General features: G+C 69.4%; 17 protein-coding genes. 6 read left to right on the top strand and 11 right to left on the bottom strand.

Going from position 1 to position 20,053, the window contains the following annotated elements:
- Positions 1-80: 80 nt before the first annotated feature.
- From ACODT0_RS40265 to ACODT0_RS40225, 9 genes are all read right to left on the bottom strand, one after another.
- A complete protein-coding gene (locus ACODT0_RS40265) occupies positions 81-899 on the bottom strand; it encodes a M55 family metallopeptidase (protein ID WP_489043864.1) in 819 nt (272 codons plus the stop codon).
- Positions 900-920: 21 nt separating this feature from the next.
- Positions 921-1,970: a DmpA family aminopeptidase gene (locus ACODT0_RS40260; protein ID WP_479672389.1), complete on the bottom strand. Its 1,050-nt coding sequence runs from the start codon at positions 1,968-1,970 to the stop codon at positions 921-923.
- Positions 1,967-2,896: a glutathione ABC transporter permease GsiD gene (gsiD, locus tag ACODT0_RS40255; RefSeq protein WP_057591103.1), complete on the bottom strand. Its 930-nt coding sequence runs from the start codon at positions 2,894-2,896 to the stop codon at positions 1,967-1,969. Before gsiD ends, ACODT0_RS40260 begins: the two co-directional genes overlap by 4 nt.
- Positions 2,897-2,906: 10 nt before the next feature.
- Positions 2,907-3,827 carry a glutathione ABC transporter permease GsiC gene (gsiC, locus tag ACODT0_RS40250; RefSeq protein ID WP_261205959.1) on the bottom strand — a complete coding sequence of 307 codons (921 nt, stop codon included), beginning with the start codon at positions 3,825-3,827 and terminating at the stop codon, positions 2,907-2,909.
- An 81-nt stretch (positions 3,828-3,908) separates the two neighbouring features.
- Positions 3,909-5,462, bottom strand: coding sequence for a glutathione ABC transporter substrate-binding protein GsiB (gene gsiB, locus ACODT0_RS40245; RefSeq protein ID WP_057591101.1), 1,554 nt, complete (start codon positions 5,460-5,462; stop codon positions 3,909-3,911).
- A 91-nt stretch (positions 5,463-5,553) separates the two neighbouring features.
- Positions 5,554-7,446 (bottom strand): dipeptide ABC transporter ATP-binding protein, encoded by a 1,893-nt coding sequence (locus tag ACODT0_RS40240; RefSeq protein ID WP_489043863.1) that lies wholly within the window; start codon positions 7,444-7,446, stop codon positions 5,554-5,556.
- Positions 7,447-7,472: 26 nt separating this feature from the next.
- Positions 7,473-8,462, bottom strand: a complete 990-nt coding sequence (locus tag ACODT0_RS40235; protein WP_489043862.1) for an isoaspartyl peptidase/L-asparaginase family protein — start codon at positions 8,460-8,462, stop codon at positions 7,473-7,475.
- Positions 8,459-9,421, bottom strand: coding sequence for a MurR/RpiR family transcriptional regulator (locus ACODT0_RS40230; protein ID WP_057591098.1), 963 nt, complete (start codon positions 9,419-9,421; stop codon positions 8,459-8,461). Before ACODT0_RS40230 ends, ACODT0_RS40235 begins: the two co-directional genes overlap by 4 nt.
- A 229-nt stretch (positions 9,422-9,650) precedes the next feature.
- Entirely contained in the window at positions 9,651-10,589 is a 939-nt protein-coding gene (locus ACODT0_RS40225) for a LysR family transcriptional regulator (RefSeq protein ID WP_057591097.1), read from the bottom strand.
- Between the two features lie 116 nt (positions 10,590-10,705).
- Between ACODT0_RS40225 and ACODT0_RS40220 the strand changes: the two genes are divergently transcribed.
- The 6 genes from ACODT0_RS40220 to ACODT0_RS40195 all read left to right on the top strand — a co-directional run bounded on the left by ACODT0_RS40220 (position 10,706) and on the right by ACODT0_RS40195 (position 18,584).
- Positions 10,706-11,794: a tartrate dehydrogenase gene (locus tag ACODT0_RS40220; protein WP_489043860.1), complete on the top strand. Its 1,089-nt coding sequence runs from the start codon at positions 10,706-10,708 to the stop codon at positions 11,792-11,794.
- 74 nt (positions 11,795-11,868) lie between these two features.
- A complete protein-coding gene (locus ACODT0_RS40215; RefSeq protein WP_489043859.1) occupies positions 11,869-12,858 on the top strand; it encodes a tripartite tricarboxylate transporter substrate binding protein in 990 nt (329 codons plus the stop codon).
- A 510-nt stretch (positions 12,859-13,368) separates the two neighbouring features.
- Positions 13,369-14,052 carry a response regulator transcription factor gene (locus ACODT0_RS40210; protein WP_057591094.1) on the top strand — a complete coding sequence of 228 codons (684 nt, stop codon included), beginning with the start codon at positions 13,369-13,371 and terminating at the stop codon, positions 14,050-14,052.
- A gap of 48 nt (positions 14,053-14,100) precedes the next feature.
- Positions 14,101-15,873 (top strand): ATP-binding response regulator, encoded by a 1,773-nt coding sequence (locus ACODT0_RS40205; protein WP_057591187.1) that lies wholly within the window; start codon positions 14,101-14,103, stop codon positions 15,871-15,873.
- 110 nt (positions 15,874-15,983) lie between these two features.
- Positions 15,984-17,348: a DUF8696 domain-containing protein gene (locus tag ACODT0_RS40200; RefSeq protein ID WP_172705715.1), complete on the top strand. Its 1,365-nt coding sequence runs from the start codon at positions 15,984-15,986 to the stop codon at positions 17,346-17,348.
- 207 nt (positions 17,349-17,555) lie between these two features.
- Positions 17,556-18,584: an OmpA family protein gene (locus tag ACODT0_RS40195; RefSeq protein ID WP_057591092.1), complete on the top strand. Its 1,029-nt coding sequence runs from the start codon at positions 17,556-17,558 to the stop codon at positions 18,582-18,584.
- Positions 18,585-18,604: 20 nt separating this feature from the next.
- On the opposite strand, the gene ACODT0_RS40190 is transcribed toward ACODT0_RS40195, so the two are convergent.
- Both ACODT0_RS40190 and ACODT0_RS40185 read right to left on the bottom strand, forming a co-directional pair.
- Positions 18,605-18,751, bottom strand: a complete 147-nt coding sequence (locus ACODT0_RS40190) for a hypothetical protein (protein WP_172705714.1) — start codon at positions 18,749-18,751, stop codon at positions 18,605-18,607.
- A 70-nt stretch (positions 18,752-18,821) separates the two neighbouring features.
- Complete coding sequence (locus ACODT0_RS40185; protein ID WP_489043858.1) at positions 18,822-20,051, bottom strand: diaminopropionate ammonia-lyase; 1,230 nt, start codon at positions 20,049-20,051, stop codon at positions 18,822-18,824.
- Positions 20,052-20,053: the final 2 nt, after the last annotated feature.

The following is a 20,053-nucleotide window of genomic DNA, read 5'->3' as shown; positions in this document are numbered from 1 at the left end:
TGGCGAGACAAGAGAAAGTGACTCGCCCGCCGGGGCGAGACCCGGCCAACGGCCTAAGCAGAGAAAAGAAAGATCAAATCTCAGCGCAACATCGAAGACATCGCCGAGCAGCAGTTCAACATCCGAACAGCAGCCTCGACGTCAGGAGCCAAGAAACGCAGGGTTACTCCATCAACCCGCTCAAACGCCGGCCACTGGCAAAACAGATCCGCCAGCGCCGCAGTCTGCGCCCTCAAAGTCACAGTCTGCGGCCCTTCGAACACCAGCGGAAGAACCTTGGCCCGTGAAGACAGTGCAACTTGAACCCCAGCCCGAATCGCTTCACGAGCCCTCTCGGGCGACAAAGAAACCCCACTGGTATTCCCCGTAGCCTTCTTCGTCTCGACAAAGGTCGCGTGCGGAAAGAGCGGCCGGTTCTCCGCAATGAACACATCGTCCCCACTGCCCATAACCACCGGCACCCCATATTCCCCCGCCAACGCCCCATAAAGCCCAGCCTCACCCAGCTCCTGCCCACCGAGAGATACACCCGCAAAAGCAAAGCTGTTGATCGTGTGCGCCAGAATCCCGCGCCCTTGCGCCCGCGAGTGGTAGCCGACCATGCAGACAGCGTCGACGTCTTCTTCCACCCCCGCCACCATGCTCAGATAGCGCGGCTTCCCCTGCACCACGCGAGCCCGAGGATCGAGCACATCGGGCGGCATGTTGCGAAACCCTCCGTGCGAGTCGTTCACCAGCACCTCGTCGGCCCCCGCATCGAAGGCCCCCGCGATCGCCGCATTGGCTTCCTGCGCCATCAGCAGCCGGGCGCGTTCGTACTCGGGATTGCCTTGCCGCGTCTGCTCGGGGTGATAGACACCCGCCACGCCTTCGATATCGGTGGAGATCAGCACTTTCATGGGGGCACCCAGCAAGAAAAATCAAGAAAAGAGAGAAGGGGACAGCAGCTCGCCCAACGCTGCGCGGTGATTGCCATCGCGCCCGGTCACCGGCTCGGCCCGCCACAGCGCATGCAGGATCGCCTGCTCGGTCCCGTCGGCCGCCGCCTGGAACAGCCCGTCGAGCTGCGTCTCGTGCAGCATCGCCACGGTCGGCATCGCGCGTTCGGCGCGGTCGGGCACGGTGTAGGCGGTCGAGAAGGCCAGCACGATGTCGCCGCTGCCATGCCCGAAGACCGAGCCGGTACGCGCCAGCCCGGCCCCCGCGCGCAGCGCGAGCCGGCGCAGCTGGCGCGCATCGAGCGGCGCGTCGGTCGCGACCACGACGATGATCGAGCCCTTCTCGGGCTCTGGCGCCACGGCCCGTTCGGCCACGAGCGCGGCAAGGCGCTCGCCCACCGCATGCCCCGCCAGCCGCAGCTCGGGCTGCCGCCCATAGTTCGCGAGCACCAGCGTGCCCACCGTATGCGAAGCCTCGCCCACCGGCACGAGGCGCGAAGCACTGCCGATGCCGCCCTTGAGCTGGAAGCTCGACATGCCGCGTCCCGCGCCCACCGAACCCTGCGCGAAATTCGCGCCGGCATCGGCCAGCGCGCGCTGGTAGTCGGCCTCGCCCACGGCCAGCCGCTGGATGTCGTTGAGAAAGCCGTCGTTGCACTCGAACACCAGCGGATTCACGGTCGGCAGCGAGCGCCCGGTCTCGGGGTTGTGCGCGATGCAGTCGCGGATCTGCGCGCCGGCCACGGTGCCGACCGAGAAGGTGTTGGTCAGCGCGATCGGGGTCTCGAGCACGCCGAGCTCCTCGAGCTGCACGAGCCCGATGCTCTTGCCGAAGCCGTTGAGCACCACGGCGGCGGCCGGCACCTTGTCGCGGAACGGATCGCCGGCATGCGGGCGGATCACGGTCACGCCAGTCTGCACCGGGCCCTCGGCGAGCGTGCGGTGGCCCACGGTCACGCCGGCAACGTCGCTGATCGCGTCGCGCGGACCCGGGCGCAGGCCGCCGATGCGGGGCAGGGCGTTCGCGCTCATTGCCGGTCGATCTTCGGATCGAGCGCGTCGCGCAGGGCGTCGCCCAGCAGATTGAAGGCCAGCACGGTGAAGAAGATCGCGAGGCTGGGGAACAGCGCCACGTGCGGCGAGGTCACCATGTCGGCGCGCGCCTCGCTGAGCATCGCGCCCCATTCGGGCGTGGGCGGCTGCGCGCCCATGCCGAGGAAGGACAGGCTGGCCGCGGTGATGATCGAGGTGCCCACGCGCATGGAGAAATACACCACGATCGAGGAGATGGTGCCGGGCAGGATGTGGCGCACGACGATGGTCCAGTCCGAGGCGCCGATGCTGCGCTCGGCCTCGATGTAGGTCTGCTGCTTGAGCACCAGCGTGTTGCCGCGCACCAGCCGCGCGAAGGCCGGCACGCTGAACACCGACACCGCCACCACCACGTTGGTCATGCTGCTGCCGAGGATCGCGACCACGCCCAGCGCCAGCAGGATGCCGGGGAAGGCGAACAGCACGTCCGAGATGCGCATCACGATGCGGTCCCACCAGCCTTCGTAGTAGCCCGCGAGCAGGCCGAAGGCGGTCCCCACGATGCCGCCGAGCAGCACCGAGACGAAGCCCGCCATCAGCGAGATGCGCGCACCCGCGAGGATGCGGCTGAAGATGTCGCGGCCCAGCGGGTCGACGCCGAACCAGTGCGTGGCCGAGGGGCCGCTGTTGAGCATGTCGTAGTCGAAGTAGTTCTCGGGATCGAAGGGCACGATCCACGGCGCGAACACGGCGACGAACACCAGCAGCAGCACGAACAGGGCGGCGACGATGCCCACGGGCTGCTTCTTGAAGCGGCGCCAGCATTCGCCCCAGGGGGTGCGGACCTTGCCCGCGGTCTGGACCGCGGCCACGGGCATGGCGGCGGGAAGGGTGGATTCGGCAGGCACGCCGGTGGCTTGGGTCATGGCGGCGGCCTCACTTGTAGCGGATGGTCGGGTTGATGAAGCCGTACAGCACATCGACCACGAGATTGATCAGGATGAACTCGAGCGAGAACAGCAGCACCAGCGTCTGGATCACCGGGTAGTCGCGCATCTGCACCGCGTCGACCAGCAGGCGGCCGAGGCCGGGCCAGTTGAACACCGCCTCGACCAGGATCGAGCCGCCGAGCAGGAAGCCGAACTGCAGGCCCATCATCGTGACCACCGGGATCAGCGCATTGCGCAGGCAGTGCTTGATGATCACGCTGCGCTCGCGCACGCCCTTGGCGCGCGCGGTGCGCACGAAGTCCTCCTGGATCACCTCGACGAACGAGGCGCGCGTGAAGCGCGCCATCACGGCGGCCACGGCCGCGCCCAGCGTGATCGAGGGCAGGATGTAGTGCTTCCAGGTGGCCGCGCCCACGGTGGGCAGCCAGCCGAGCTGCACCGAGAAGATCTGCATCAGCAGCATGCCGAGCGCGAAGGCCGGGAAGGAGATGCCCGATACCGCCAGCGTCATGCCGATGCGGTCGGGCCATTGGTTGCGGTACACGGCCGACACGATGCCGATGCCCATGCCGAAGATCACGGCCCACACCATGCTGGTGACGGTCAGCATCACCGTCGGGAAGAAGCGCTCGGCGATCTCGGTCGACACCGGCCGCCGCGTGCGGATCGAGGTGCCGAAGTCGCCCTGCAGCATGTGGGTGAAGAAGTTCGCGAACTGCTGCGGCAGCGGCTTGTCGAGTCCGAGCTCCGCGCGGACCATGGCCACGGTCTGCTCGTCGGCCTCCTGGCCGGCGGCAAGGCGCGCCGGGTCGCCGGGCAGCATGTGGACGAACAGGAACACCAGCACCGCCACGATGAGCAGCGTGGGGATCAGGCCCAACAGTCGTTTGAGGAAGTAGTTCAGCATGGGGAGCAGGGGCCGCGAACGGCCGGCGGCGGGGTGCCGCCGGCCATCGCGCGGTCAGTCAGGAAACGGAGAGACCCGCGATCAGTTCGCCACCGACATCGCGTCGATGTTGATGTTGGCGTCGGGCATCACGAACACGCCCGTCAGGCGCTTCGAATGCGCCGACAGGTTCTGTTCCGTCACCAGCGGCAGGCGCGGCAGGTCCTTGCGGATCTGTTCCTGCGCGGTCTTGTAGAGCGCGGCCTTCTCGGCCTCGTCCACCGACACCAGCGCCTTGGCCAGCGCGTTGTCGACCACCTCGCTCTTGTAGAACGACATGTTGTTGAGCTTCGGCGCCCACGACTCGGAGGCGAACAGCGGGCGCAGGCCCCAGTCGGCCTCGCCGGTCGACGAGGACCAGCCGGTGTAGTACAGGCGAACCTTGGCGGTCTTGGGATCGGGCCAGGCATCGACCTGCTCGGTGCGCTGGCCCACTTCGAGCGCCTGCACCTGCAGCTTGATGCCGACCTGCGCGAGCTGCTGCTGCACGAACTGGATGGTCTTCTGGCTGGTCGTGTTGTTGTAGGCGCTCCACAGCACCGACTCGAAGCCGTTCGGGTAGCCGGCCTCGGCCAGCAGTTCCTTGGCCTTCTTCACGTCGTAGGGCACGGGCGCCATCTTCTCGGCGTACTTCACGCCCTGGGGCATCACGCCCTGCGCGGGAATCGCATAGCCGCCGAAGGCCACCTTGGCCAGCGCCTCCTTGTTGATGGCGTAGCCGATGGCCTCGCGCACCTTCTGGTTGTCGTAGGGCTTCTGCAGCATGTTGAAGGCCAGGAAGCGCGTGATGATCGAGGGCGAGGCCACGACCTCGAGCTTGTCGCTCTTCTTCAGCAGCTCGGCCTGCTCGTAGGGGATCGGGAACGCGAAGTCGGCCTCGCCGGTCTGCATCATCGCGGCGCGCGTGTTGTTCTCGAGCACCGGCTTCCATTGCACGGTGTCGACCTTCGGGAAGCCCTTCTTCCAGTAGCCGTCGAACTTCTTGGCCTTGACTGCCTCGGTCTGCTTCCATTCGACGAATTCGAAGGGGCCGGTGCCCACGGGGTGGAAGGCGATGTCCTTGTTGCCCCACTTCTTGAGCGCGGTCGGCGAGATCATCGCGGCCGAGGCATGGGCCAGCGAGTTGATGAAGGGGCCGAAGGGCTCCTTCAGCGTGATGCGCACGGTGGTCGGGTTCAGCGCCTCGACCTTGCCCACGCGGTTGAACTGGTTGTAGCGCAGCAGCTTGTTGTCCTGGTTCAGCACGCGCTCGAGCGTGAACTTCACGGCCTCGGCGTTGAAGTCGGTGCCGTCGTGGAACTTGACGCCGCTGCGCAGCTTGATGGTGTAGACCAGGCCGTCCTTCGAGACCTCGTAGCCCTCGGCCAGCACGTTCTGCACCTTCAGGTCCTTGTCGAACTGGAACAGGCCTTCGTAGAAGGTCTTGGTCACGGCCGTGGTGATCGTCGTGTTGGTGTTGTACGGGTCCAGCGTCTCGGGCTGATAGCCGATGGCCAGCACCACGTCTTTGGCGGCCAGGGCCGAGCCCGAGGCGGCGAGCGCGGCCAGGCCCAGCAGCGCGGATGCCCATCGCAGGGAGGAAGAGGATGGCTTCATGGGAAGAACTCCAGTCGATTCGTGAAAGAGAGGGAGGAACAAAAAAGCAGGGGGCCCTGCGACGGAAAAACGAAAGAGAAACTCGAAGGCGTCAGAAGGCGCCGCCGATGGCATGCCGCGCCACGAAATGGCCCGGCGCCACCTGCACCAGCGGCGGCACCTCGGGCTCGTCGCCCACGGCGCGGATCGGGCTCGGGATCTCGCCCTCGAGCAGCGCGCGCTGCTTGTGGCGGCGCGAGGGATCGGCCACCGGCACCGCCGCCATCAGCTTGCGCGTGTAGGCGTGCTGCGGCGCCTCGAACACCGCGCGGCGCGGGCCGATCTCCACGATCTGCCCGAGGTACATCACGGCCACGCGGTGGCTGATGCGCTCCACCACCGCCATGTCGTGCGAGATGAACAGGAAGGCCACGCCGAGCTCGCGCTGCAGGTCGAGCATCAGGTTGACGATCTGGGCCTGGATCGAGACGTCGAGCGCCGACACCGATTCGTCGGCCACCACCACCTTGGGGTTCAGCGCCAGGGCGCGCGCGATCGCGATGCGCTGGCGCTGGCCGCCCGAGAACTCGTGCGGATAGCGCTGCGCCGCCTCGGGCGGCAGGCCCACCTTCTGCAGCAGCCAGTCGACGCGCTGCTGCGCCTCGGCGCCCTTGGCGATGCCGTGGATCAGCAGCGGCTCCATGATCGAGAAGCCCACCGTCACGCGCGGATCGAGCGAGGCGAAGGGGTCCTGGAAGATGAACTGGATGTTGCGGCGCAGTGCCTGCAACTCGCGCGTGGGCAGCTCGCGGATGTTCTGGCCGCCGAACTCGATCGCGCCGCTCTGGCTCTCGACCAGGCGCAGCAGCGAGCGGCCGGTGGTCGACTTGCCGCAGCCCGATTCGCCGACCAGCGCCAGCGTCTCGCCGGGGTAGAGGTCGAAGCTGATCTTCTCGACCGCATGCACGCGCCGCTTCACGCGGCCGAAGACGCCGCTGCGCACGTCGAAGCGCGTGACCAGCTCGCGCACGCGCAGGATCGGGCCGGCCTCGGCGCGCACCGTGTCGTGCGGCTCGGTGTGGGTGCCGGGCTCGGCCTGCGCGCCGGTCTCGGTGCGCAGCAGCTCGAACTTGGCCGGCAGCTCGGTGCCCTGCATGGCGCCGAGCTTGGGCACGGCCGACAGCAGCGCGCGGGTGTAGGGGTGTTGCGGCGCGCCGAACACGGTGTCCGACGGGCCCGCCTCGACCTTGTCGCCGCGGTACATCACGAGCACGCGGTCGGCGATCTCGGCCACCACGCCCATGTCGTGCGTGATGAACAGCACGCCCATGCGCATCTCCTGCTGCAGCTCGCGGATCAGCTGGAGGATCTGGGCCTGGATCGTCACGTCGAGCGCGGTGGTCGGCTCGTCGGCGATCAGCAGTTGCGGCTTGCACGACAGCGCCATCGCGATCATTACGCGCTGGCGCATGCCGCCCGAGAGCTGGTGCGGGAAGCGGTCGAGCACGTTGCGCGCCTCGGGGATGCGCACCAGCTCGAGCATGCGCAGCGCCTCGGCGCGCGCGGCCGCGTTGCTCTTGCCCTGGTGGATGCGGATGGCCTCGGCGATCTGGTCGCCCGCGGTGAACACCGGGTTCAGCGAGGTCATCGGCTCCTGGAAGATCATCGCGATGTCGGCACCGCGGATGCCGCGCATCGTGTGGTCGCGCGCCTGGGCCAGGTCGAGCACCTCGCCGTTGCGGCGGCGAAACGCCATGCGGCCGTCGAGGATGCGGCCGCCGCCGTGCTCCACCAGGCGCATCAGCGCGAGCGAGGTCACGGACTTGCCCGAGCCCGATTCGCCCACCACCGCGAGCGTCTCGCCATGGTCGACGTGAAAGGACAGCTTCTTCACGGCATCGACCGTGCGCTCCGAGGTGGTGAAGCGAACGCTGAGATCGTCGACCGCGAGCACGCGGCCTTCCGGAAGGTTGGGCAGAGGGGGGAGGGAGGTCGCAGCGGACATGGCGGTCGAAAAGGGAAGCTGTGGCGTCAGGCGAAGATCGCCGTCTTCGGGGTCTCGCGGCCGCGCGCATGGGCGCGGTACATGCCTTCGGTGTTGAAGGGCAGCGCGAGGTTGCCGTGGCGGTCGACGGCGATCAGGCCGCCGGTGCCGCCGATGGCCGAGAGCGACTTCATCACCACCGTGTGGGCGGCGGCTTCGAGCGTGGCGCCGGCGTAGGCCATGCGCGCGCAGAGGTCGTGCGCGGCGGCGATGCGGATGAACATCTCGCCGCTGCCGGTGCACGAGACCGCGGCGGTGGCGTCGTCGGCATAGGTGCCGGCGCCGATCAGCGGCGAATCGCCGACGCGGCCCACGCGCTTGTTGGTCATGCCGCCGGTGGAGGTGGCGGCGGCCAGGTGGCCGTGCATGTCGAGCGCGACCGCGCCGACGGTGCCGAACTTGCGGTCCTCGTCGAGCGGGGCATGGGTCATGGCCGCGCCCTCGTGGTCGACCACCACGCGGCCGGTGTCGCGCACGCGGTGCAGCTGCTGGCGGCGCGCCTCGGTCGAGAAGTACGAGGGCTCGACCATCTCGAGCCCGCGCTCGCGCGCGAAGGCTTCGGCCCCGGCGCCGGCGAGCAGCACGTGCGCGCCGTCCTCGAGCACCGCGCGCGCCAGGCGCACCGGGCGGCGCACATGGCACACGCCCGCGACCGCGCCGGCGGCGAGCGTGGCGCCGTCCATCACCGCGGCGTCGAGCTCGTGGGTTTCGTCATGGGTGAAGACCGCGCCGTGGCCGGCGTTGAACAGCGGGCAGTCCTCGAGCAGCTCGACCGCGAGGCAGGTGGCGTCGAGCGCCGAGGCGCCCTGCAGCAGCGCAGCCTGGGCGGTGGCCACGATGTGGCGCAGCGCCTCGTGGTAGGCCGCGGCCTGTTCGGGCGTGGTGGTGCCCGCGCTGATGGTGCCGGCGCCGCCATGGATGGCGATCACGGGCACGCGCGGGGTGGAGGCGTTGTCGTTCTGGGTGGGGCTGTTCATCGGGAAGTCTTTTTCTTCGGGGTGCTGTCTGCGGGCGGCGTGGCCTGCGGGTTCGCGCCGTTCGCTCCATTCGTGCGTGGCCCGTTGCCCCCATGCAGCCACGGCCGCACCGCCTGCAGGATGCGGCCCGCCGACTGCACCGCGCCCGGCGCGCGCAGCGCCACGGCGCTGGTCAGCGCCTCGATCAGCGCGAGCACGCTGGTCTCGCAGTTGGGGCGGTAGCTGGTCTCGGTCTGGCAATAGAGCGCCACGTCGGCCAGCGGCGCCAGCGGCGAGCTCGGCCGGTCGGTCAGCGCGAGCACCGCGCAGCCCTGGCCGCGCGCGATCTGCGCCAGCGCGATGGTGTCGGTGAGGTAGCGCGGGAAGGTCACGCCGATGAACACGTCCTGCGGCCCCGCATGCATCAGCGTGCGCGCGGCATGGGTCACGCCGCTCACGCCCGAGAGCAGGCGCACGTCGCTGCAGCTGCTGTCCAGCCCGTGCTGCAGCAGGCCCGCGAGCCAGGCGCTGGCGCCGAAGCCGCCGATGTAGATCGAGCGCGCCTTGCCGATGCGTTCCACCGCCGCCTCGCAGGCCGCGTAGTCGAGCGACTGGCGCGTGGCGTCGATGTTGCGGCGGCTCTCCTCGAGCGCCGCGGCGAACACCTCCGACACCGTGGTCGGCCGCTCGAGGTTGCCGCGCAGCCGCTCGACCGGCGCCACCAGCGGCTCGAAGCCGCGCACCAGCTCGGCCCGGAAGGCCGGGTAGCCGTCGAAGTCGAGCGCGCGCGCGAAGCGGTTGGCCGTGGCCACCGACACGCCGGCCGCCGTGGCCAGCTCGTCGATCGGCAGCGTGGCCACCTGCAGCGGATGCTCGAGCACGTAGTCGGCCACCTGCCGGTGCGAGCGGGACAGCCGCGGCAGGGCCTGCGCGATGCGCTGGGCCACGGTGGTGCCTGGAGGGTCGACGTTGGTGCTCATGGGGTTCGGAAGGGCGCCGGAACGGTGCAAATTTGAAAACTGATTTACAAATATAAGTCAGTTAAGAAAATTTTCTGTCATTTTCGGCCGAGTTTGCAAGTTGCGGGCCAGTGCCGTGGGGAGATCGGGGCGGGTGAGGGCGGGCGCCGCGCGGGTGCTTTCCCCTCTGGGCGAGGGCGCGCGCGGGCACGGCCGCGAGCGCGGCCTCGGGGATTTCCCTAGGGTCGCGTCAGAACGCGGTCTTCGAGGCCGCCGAAGCCTGCTGCTCCAGCGATTGCGCGAGGAAGTCGACGAAGGCCCGCACCCGCGCCGCGAGCTGGTGGCGCTGCGGGTACACCGCGTAGATGTCGGCATCGGGCGTGTGGAAGGGGCGCAGCACCTGCACCAGCCGGCCGCTGCGCAGGTAGCGCGCGATGTCCCATTCGGCGCGCATCAGGATGCCGTGACCCTCGAGCGCCCAGTTGACCGCGATCTCGCCGTCGTTGGTGGTCAGCGTGCCGCGCGTCTTCACGGCCTGCGTGCTCGCGCTCGCGCCGCGCCCGCTCGACAGCCGCCACAGGCCGTAGGCCTCCTCACCCTGGCGGATGCCGATGCAGTTGTGGCGCGTGAGGTCGTTCGGCACCTTGGGCGTGCCGTGCTTCGCGAGGTAGGCGGGCGCCGCGCACAGCAGCCGCCGGTTGGCCGCGATGCGCCGCGCGATCACGCGCGCCTCGGGCGGCGCGCCGAAGCGCACGCAGACGTCGAACGAGTCCTCGGTCAGCGGCGGCGGGTTCACCGACAGCTGCAGCTGCACCTCGACCTCGGGATGCCGGCGCACGAACTTCGAGATCAGCGGCGCCACGTGGCTGCGCCCGAAGCCCAGCGTGGCGTTGACGCGCAACAGGCCCTGCGGCACCGCCTTCGACACGCCGAGCTGCTCGCCCAGGCTCTCGATGTCGGCAAGGATGCGCCGCGCCTGCGCGAGGTAGAGCTCGCCCTCGGGCGTGAGCCCCATGCGCCGCGTGGTGCGGTTGACCAGGCTCACGCCGAGCCGCGATTCCATTTGCGCAAGGTGCTTGCTCACCGCGGCCGTCGTGATGCCGAGTTCGCGCGCCGCCGCGCTGAGGCTGCCGGCGCGTGCGAGCGCCGAGAAGAAGCCGAGGTCGGCCGGTTGGATCTCGTGGGCCATCGCGGTTTTCGCTGTTGACTTGAAGTTAACGATGGATTGACTTTAGGGGCGATCCGATCGCACGTCGAGTTCCTACAGTCGAAGCCGTTCCAACACTCCAGCGACGCAGCTACACCATGAAGACCTACAGGATCGCAACCATTCCCGGCGACGGCATCGGCAAGGAGGTGGTGCCGGCCGGGCGCGAGGTGCTCGAGGCACTGGCCGCCGGCGGCGAGCGCTTCGGCTTCGAGTTCGAGGACTTCGGCTGGGGCGGCGACTACTTCCGCGCCCACGGCGAGATGATGCCGGCCGACGGCCTCGACGCGCTGCGCGGCAAGGACGCGATCCTGTTCGGCTCGGCCGGCGATCCGCACATCCCCGACCACGTCACCCTGTGGGGCCTGCGCCTGAAGATCTGCCAGGGCTTCGACCAGTACGCCAACGTGCGGCCCACGCGCATCCTGCCCGGCATCGACGGCCCGCTCAAGCGCTGCGGCCCCGGCGACCTCGACTGGGTCATCGTGCGCGAGAACTCCGAGGGCGAGTACGCCGGTGTCGGCGGCCGCGTGCACCAGGGCCATGCGATCGAGGCCGCCACCGACGTCTCGATGATGACCCGCGCCGGCGTCGAGCGCATCATGCGCTTCGCCTTCTCGCTGGCCCGCTCGCGGCCGCGCCGCCAGCTCACCGTGATCACCAAGAGCAATGCCCAGCGCCATGCGATGGTGATGTGGGACGAGATCGCCGTGCAGGTGGCCAGGGAGTTCCCCGACGTGCGATGGGACAAGGAACTGGTCGACGCCGCCACCGCGCGCATGGTCAACCGGCCGGCCTCGCTCGACACCATCGTCGCCACCAACCTGCATGCCGACATCCTCAGCGACCTGGCCGCCGCGCTCGCGGGCAGCCTGGGCATCGCGCCCACCGGCAACATCGATCCCGAGCGCCGCTTCCCCTCGATGTTCGAGCCCATCCACGGCTCGGCCTTCGACATCATGGGCCAGGGCCTGGCCAACCCGGTCGGCACTTTCTGGTCGGTCGTGATGATGCTCGAGCACCTCGGCGAGCCCGAGGCCGCCGCGCGCCTGATGCGTGCCATCGAGCAGGTCACGGCCGACACCTCGCTGCACACGCGCGACCTCGGCGGCAGGGCCACCACCGCCGACGTGACCCGCGCCGTCTGCGCGCTGCTGGCCCCGCTGCCCGAGCGCCAGGCCGCCTGAGTTTTTTGCCCCGGGGGCCGGAGAGGGCGTGCGCGCACGGCCGGCCATTGCCACGACAACAAAGGAGACAACCCGTGACCCAGCCCATCGTCCGCCGCCGCGCGGCGCTGACCGCGTTCGCCGCCGCCTTCATCCTCGGTCTGGCCGCCTCGACCGCGGCCGCGCAGGCCTGGCCGGCCAAGCCCATTAACCTCGTCGTTCCCTTTCCGCCGGGCGGCAGCTCCGACGTGCTGGCGCGCTCGTTGAGCGACAAGCTCTCGCAGAGCCTGGGCCAGCCCGTGGTGGTCGAGAGCCGTCCCGGCGCCGGCGCCACGCTCGGCGCCGACTACGTGGCCAAGGCGCGGCCCGACGGCTACACCCTGCTGATGGGCGCCGTGCACCACACCATCGCCACCAGCGTCTACCGCAAGCTGCCCTACGACTTCGAGAAGAGCTTCACGCCCATCACCACCGTCGCGCTGGTGCCCAACGTGATGGTCGTCAACGCCAAATCGCCCGCGCGCGATGCGCAGGCGCTGATCGCCCAGGCCAAGGCCGCGCCGGCCAAGCTTTCGTACGGTTCGAACGGCAACGGCACCGTGCAGCACCTGATCGGCACCCAGCTCTCGGCCCTGTCGGGCATCGAGCTGCTGCATGTGCCCTACAAGGGCAGCGCACCGCTCACCACCGACCTGCTCGGTGGCCAGGTCGACATGTCCTTCGACACCCTGACGCCCGTGCTGCAGCACATCCGCGCCGGCAAGCTGCGCGCACTGGCCGTGACCACCGCCAAGCGCTCGAGCAGCCTGCCCGAGGTGCCGACCCTGGCCGAGTCGGGCCTGAAGGATTTCGACCAGGGCACCTGGTTCGGCATCCTCGCGCCGGCGGGCACGCCGAAGGAGATCGTGGAGCGGCTCAACGCCGAGATGGTGAAGATCATCCAGTCGCCGGAGTTCAGGAAGCGCATGGAGGAGATCGGGGCGGAGCCGGTGGGGGATACGCCGGCGCAGATGGCGGCGCGGATTCGCAGTGACACCGCGAAGTATGCGAAGCTGGTGAAGGAGGCGAGGGTGGCGATCGATTGAAGCTTGCGAAAGCTTCGACGTCGGAACCAAGCAGCCGCTTCGCTCGCCTGAGCGTGGCCCGTGTGATGGAAGCGCCGATCCCGAATCTAAGTGGCGCCATCATTGCGAATCGGTTCGAGCATGCTGCCATCGATGATGGCCTTGTCGATTGCGAGAGAGCCCGAGAGAAAGCCGAGAAGAGATCTGCCTGGGCGGCGAGCTGGTCATGACCCATTGTCTTCGCGCCCTCGGATTTTCTCGAGACTAGAGACGCCATGTCCAGAAGGCCTATGTCTTACCGCATATGCCTTGCGATTCGTGCCGCGGTCGAGCGCAAAAATGACGCGCATGTTCGACTCGCGCATTCCCTTTCTGGACACGAGGAAGATGGCCTCTCCATAGGGAAACATCGCGCAACGAAGCGAAGCCCAGACCCGCGCGCCAATCGCACCGATTGCCCGCCGCGGCACCTCGTCCGAATGACTTTGGTCATTTCGGCTTCGCTTTCATCGGCACTAAGATGCCCGCACCATGGCCCATGCCACACCACTGCCGCCGCATGCCGCGCCATTGCGCGGCGAGGCGGGCGCTGCCATACCGGTGCGGGGCATCCTGGTGGTCGACGACCATGAGCTGGTGCGCCTCGGCCTGCGTGCGCTGCTGCTGGCGGAGACGGGCAGCGTGCCGGTGTACGAGGCACGTTGCCTGGCCGACGCATTGCACCTGTACACGCTGCACGTGTCGTCGCATCACCTGGTGCTGCTCGATCTCGATCTGCCCGATTCGCAAGGACTGGACACGCTGGTGCGCTTCAAGCGCGCCTTTCCCTCGTCGCCCGTGATCGTGCTCTCGGGCAAGGACAGCCATGCGCTGATGCAGGGTGCGATGGCGCTCGGGGCCCAGGCCTTCCTGCCCAAGACCGGTCACCTCGGCGAGGTGCTGCGCTACGTGAGGGACAACGACCTGGTCGGTCTTCCGGCGCGGCCGTCGGCCGTGCCCGTCGATGCCCAGGCGCCGCCGGCCAGGGACGGGTTCCAGCCGCAGCTCAATGCGCGCCAGGTCGAGATCCTCGACTGGCTGCTGGCCGGCAAGTCGAACAAGGAGATCGCGCAGCTGGCGCACCTCACCGAGGGCACGGTCAAGAACCATGTGTCGACGCTGCTGCTGCTGTTCGGCATGCGCTCGCGGGCCCAGCTCATCAGCAGCCTGCGGTGAGTCTTCCGCGCCGGGCCGCCTTCGATGCGAGATGCCCGCATGCCGGCGATGAATGACGCGCATCCGCCCGAGCTGGCGCGGCGCGTGCTGCGCGAACAGGTGGCCGCGGTCCACGCCAATGCGCCGGCCGCCTATCTCGCGGACCTCCTCACGGCGCAGTCGCTGGGCATCGGCCTGTTCGTGGCCACGTGGCGCTGGCAGGTGCTGCTGTGGATGGCGCTGCACCTGGCATTGACGCTGCGGCGCGCCTACCGGCGCTACCGCCGCAGTCCCGACGCGGCCGAGCATCCCGAGTACTGGGCGCGCTTCAATGCACGCAACGTGCTGCTGCGTTCCTGCGTCTGGGGCCTGGCGCCCTGGCTGTGCGTGCCGCCGGGACGCAACCTCGGGCTCTGGGTCATGGTCATCGTCATGATGATGGGCGGCTGCGCCGGCGGCGCGCTGTCGCTGGCCGTGCTCAAGCGCAACATCCCGCGCTTCATCGTGCCCAGCATGGCGAGCCTGACGCTGGCGCTGGCCTGGCGCGGCGACACCGTGCACCTGTTCCTGGCCACCGGCTGCCTGCTGTACATGTGCGTGATGATCACCTTCGCGCTGCAGCACCATCGGCTGCTGACGGCCTCGCTGACCATGCGCTTCGAGAAGGAGGCGCTGGCCGAGCAACTGAGCCGGCAGATCGCCGCGACTCAGCGCGCGAGCGAGGAGAAGACGCGCTTTCTCGCGGCGGCGAGCCACGACCTGCGCCAGCCGCTTCATGCCATCGCGCTGTTCGGCGCCGTGATCGAGAAGAAGCTCCAGGGCAGCGAGGAGTGGGACCATGCGGTGCGGCTGATGGACGCCGTCGGAACGCTCGGCGATTCGCTCGACACCCTGCTGGACATCTCGCGGCTCGATGCGGGCGAGGTGGCACCGCGGATCCGGCCCGTGGAGCTCAACCCGCTGTTCCTCGCGCTCAACAACGTGTTCGCGGCGCAGGCGGCCGGCAGGGAGCTGCAGCTGCGCCTGCGTGCCACGCCCTGCTGGGTCTTGAGCGATCCGCAGCTGCTGCAGCGGCTGCTCTCCAATCTCGTGGACAACGCGCTCAAGTACACGCCGCGCGGTGGCGTGGTGGTGGCCGCGCGCGCACGCGGGCCGCTGGTGTGGATCGACGTGTGCGACACCGGCATCGGCATCGCGCCCGAGCACCTCGGCCGCATCTTCGACGAGTTCTACCAGGTCGACAATCCGGGGCGCGATCGCGCGCGCGGCCTGGGCATCGGCCTGTCGATCGTGCAGCGGCTCTCGCGCCTGCTGGCGCATCCGCTGCAGGTGCGCTCTCATCCGCGGCGCGGCAGCCGCTTCCGCATCGTGCTGGCGGCGGTGTCGGGTTCGGGCGTGGTGCCATCCATCGCGCGGCCCGACGCGGTGCTGCCGTTGCCGCGCCGCGTGCTCGTCGTCGACGACGAGGCACCGATCCGCCAGGCCGTCACCGGCCTGCTGCAGGCTCATCGCCTGGCCGTCGACGCGGTGGCCGACGAAGCCGGGGCCGAGGCCGTGCTGGTGCAGGCCGCGCAGGGCGGCAACCCGGTCGAGGTGCTGCTGTGCGACGTGCGGCTGGCCGATGGCGCCGACGGGCTGGCGGTGGCGCAGCGGCTGCGCGCGCGCTTCGGCCCCGGCTTGCAGGTGCTGCTGATCACCGGGGAGACCGCGCCGCAGCGGCAGCAGCAGATGCACGATGCCGGCCTGCAGGTGCTGCTCAAGCCGGTGGCCGCCGACCGGCTGCTGCAGGCCCTCGCATCGTTGGCGCGGCACGACAGGACGCACGCCGGCATGCACGGCTGAGCCTCTTTTTATTGCTGCAAGTCGATGACCTTCGACACTGGATTGCAGGCATTGCCGTCCCTACCGTGGAGGCCTTCTCATCCACTCGTTTGAAAGAAGGAAGGCCCCTCATGCATACCCGTCCTGCCATTTGCCCCGCGGCGCGAACCCCTGTCGCGCTGTTGATCGTGAGCCTCGTGCTGGCCGCCTGCGGCGGTGGCGGTGGAGGCGGCTTCGCCGGCTTCCCGGTCGCTCCCGCGCCCGCGCCGGCCGCGCAGACGCCTCCGCCTCCGCCGCCGCCCGCGCCGGCCGAAACCGCACCCTCGATCACGACGCAGCCCTCGAACGCCACCGTGGGCCAGGGCGTGCCCGCCACCTTGAAGGTGCAGGCCGCGCGCGCCACGGCCTACCAGTGGCAGCGCAGCGTCGATGGCGGTGCGCGCTGGACCGATGTCGCCGGCGCCACCGGCGACAGCTTCACCACGGCCGCGAGCCAACTGGCCGACAGCGGCCAGCAGCTGCGCGTGCGCGTGAGCGGCGCCGGTGGCAGCGTGACCAGCCGTGCCGCCACGCTGACGGTCAAGGCCTGGGTCGCCAACGTGCTGGCGACCACGGGCGTGAGCTACAGCAGTCCCTATCAACTCGCGCTGGATGCGAGCGGCGCGAAGCTCTACGTGGCCATGGGCGGCAACGGTTCCGTCTACAGGATCGACACCGCGAGCGGCAGCGGTGCCGAGGTGACGCCGGGCGCGACCCTGACTACGCCGTCCGGCCTGGCCCTTGCGGCCGATGGCACGCTCTACGTGAGCGACCAGCACCGCATCAGCAAGATCGCCGCCAATGCAACGACCGCCAGCACCTGGGTCGGCGGCGCCACGAGCGGCTATGCCGACAGCCCGGCCACCGTCATGTTCCACAACCCCACCGGCCTCGCGCTCGACAGCGGCGGCAACCTGTTCGTGGCGGACACCGAGAACAAGCGCGTGCGCAAGGTCGCGGCCGACGGCACCACGAGCACGCTCGCGGGAGACGGCACGCAGGCCTATCTCGACGGCGTGGGCACGGCCGCCCAGTTGGCCCGCCCGCAGGGCCTGGCGATCAGCCGCGACGGCAAGACGCTCTACGACACCGACACCGACAGTCCCTGCCTGCGCAAGATCGACATCGCCACCGCCACGGTGAGCACGCTGCTGGGCGATTGCGCCAACGGCAACGCGGGCGCCGGGGTCGTCGACGGCACGGCCGCCACGCCGGCCAAGCTCGGCTATTCCTACGGCGTGGCGGTCGATGCGCACGACAACGTGTTCCTCACCCATGCCTGGGATGGCGTGGTGCGCGTGGTCACGCCCGCGGGCGAGATCGGCACGCTGCGCGACGGCGCCGGCGCGGCGATCACGTTCAACTTTCCGATCGGCGTGGCGGTGGCCGGCGATGGGTCCGTCTACGTGGGAGCGACCAACGGCAACCAGATCTTCAAGCTCACGCTGGCACCCTGAGTGCATCCGCTCCATGCGCCGATGGTTCGAAACGGGGCTTCGGGTTGCATGGGGCGCGGTGGTTCGAAGCGATAGCGCCGGGACGATGAGAAATGACGCGCCGATCTCCTCGCATCGACGTCCCGGCCCGCGGCCATAGGCCATACGGCCGTGCAGCCAAATCGTCGGAGTTCCCGACAATGGCGCCGTCATTTCACGGAGTCATCGATGCGTCCGCGTTCCGTCCTCGCCTTCCTTCGGCTGCTGGCCGCGCCGGCATTCGCCGGGCTGCTGTTCCTCTCGACGCTCGCATCCGGGCAGGACCTTCCGGGCGCCAAGGACAACCCGCTGCTCAAGCGCTTCGCGGGATCGACCATCGTCGGCTACGACTTCAAGCGCTTCGACGAATACCTGGTGCCGACGGGGACCTACAAGGGCTACGACACCACCTCGCGCAAGCGCAGCTGGGTCAGTTCCGTGCCGGTCGAAGGCGCTTTGACCCGCCTCTGGTACGAGTCGGCGGGCGACACCTCCACGGCCGAGCTGATCCGCAACTACCAGAACGAAGTGCAGGCCGCCGGTGGCGTCACGCTCTACGACTCGGGGCGCGACGAGAACTTCAAGAGCCGCTCCTGCTTCCTCTGCCCCTACAGCTGGAACGAGATCAAGACCAGCCGCAGCACCTACACCTTCTCGACCGCCGAGGTCGGGACCGCTCGCCTGGCCAGCTTCAAGATTCCGCGGCCGCAAGGCGATCTCTACGTGGTCGTCGAGGCAGTGCAATGGGCCAAGGACAGCAAGGACTACAAGGCGGTCAAGGGTGCCTACGCGGCGGTCGACATCATCGAGGTCGGGGCGATGAAGCAGAACATGGTGACCGTGAGCGCGGGCGACATGTCGAAGGCCATTGCAGCCACCGGGCGCGTGGCGCTCTACGGCATCCTGTTCGACACCGCCAAGGCCGACATCAAGCCCGAATCCAAGCCCGCGCTGGACGAGATCGCCAAGCTGCTCAAGGCCGAGCCCGCGCTCAAGCTGCGCGTGGTCGGGCACACGGACAACCAGGGCACGCTCGAGAGCAACATCGCGCTGTCGAAGCGGCGCGCGGAGGCGGTCAACGCGGCGCTCGTCGGTCAGTACGCGATCGCGGCCAACCGGCTCGGCGCCTACGGCGTGGCGGATCTCGCGCCGGTCGCCAGCAACGCAGCCGAGGACGGCCGCGCGAAGAACCGGCGCGTGGAGCTGGTGCCGCAGTAGGCGCGGCGCCGGTGGCCGCGTCACTCCTTGCGATCGAGGGCCAGCGACAGCGCGATTCCCAGCGCGAGACCGATGCCGATCCCCAGGCCGATCTCGTCGAGCAAGGCACCGATGCCCACGCCGGCCGCGAGCCCGGCGCCCACGCCGAATCCCTGCTTGGTTTTCATCGCTCCAGTCTAGGTGCGTGGGCCGTGCGCAGGTTCTACAGCTTGTAAGAACTGTGCAGGGGCCGGCCGCCTACCGCCGGGTCTCCTGGCTCAGCCATTCGCGCTGCGCCGCCAGCACCTCGTTCGCGGAGCGACCCAGCAACTGCGCATAGACCGAAGGCGCGGTCGCCCCCTCGGTGCTGATCAGGAGCACGCGCGACGAGGCATCGAGCCCGGCCTGTGCCTTCGCCGCCCCGGACCGCGCGAGCTGCAGCAATGCCGCCGCGCTCGCCGCGCCCGATTCCCCGCTCACCACCGGCAGGTCGCGCGCCGAGCCCTCGGCCAGCCGCCGCATCGCACCGACCGCTTCTTCATCCTCCAGCGTGAGGAAGAGATCGACCGAAGGCTCGAGAAAGCGCCAGGCCAGGGTCGAGGTCTCGCCGCAGGCCAGGCCGGCCATCACCGAATCGACGCTGCCGGTGGCCACTGCCGGCCGGCCCTCGATAGCGCTGCGCGTGAGGCAATCGGCCTGGCGCGGTTCGGCGACGATGAGCGCCGGGCGACGTTCGCCGAAGCGTTCCCAGAGGTAGCTCGCCACGCCGGCCGCGAGGCCGCCGACGCCGCCTTGCAGGACGACGTGGCTGAAGGGGCAGGCGCCGTCGGACTCGGCGGCGAGCTGTTCGAGCGCCTCGTCGACCATCGTGCCGTAGCCCTGCATCACGTCGCGCGGCACGTCCTCGTAGCCGGGGTACGCGGTATCGGACACGACCTGCCAGCCATGCCGTTCGGCGAGCTGCGCGGCATGCGCGACCGAGGCGTCGTAGTTGCCCTCGATGCGCACGATCTCGGCGCCGAAGTCGGCAATGGCGCGTTCGCGCTCGGCGCTCACGTGCCGGTGCAGCACGATCACGCAGCGCACGCCCACGCTGCGCGCCGCGGCGGCGAGCGCGCGGCCGTGGTTGCCGTCGGTGGCGCTGACGACGACGAGGTCCTTCAAGGCATTCGCGTGTTCGCCGCTCAGCACCGCCTCGGCGTTCCAGTCCGGATGGCGCCGCAGCACCAGCCGCACCAGCGCGGCCGGCGCGCCGAGCGCCTTGAAGCTGCCGAGTGGCGAGCGCAGCGACTCGTCCTTGAGGAACACCTCTGCGACGCCGCAGGCCTGCGCGAGATCGGGCAAGCGGCGCAGGGGCGTGGGCTCGGGCGCGAGCAGCGACCAGCGCGAGAGCCACGCGCGCGTGGCGCGTGCCTCGTCGATGCTGAGGATGCGGTGCAGCGCCTCGGGGTAGGGCGCGCGCACGGCGCGGGCGTTGCGGACCAGCATGT

Source organism: Variovorax sp. FG153, from assembly GCF_057809595.1.
The sequence above is the reverse complement of the archived record's forward strand: the minus strand, read 5'-3'. Positions and strand labels throughout refer to the sequence as shown.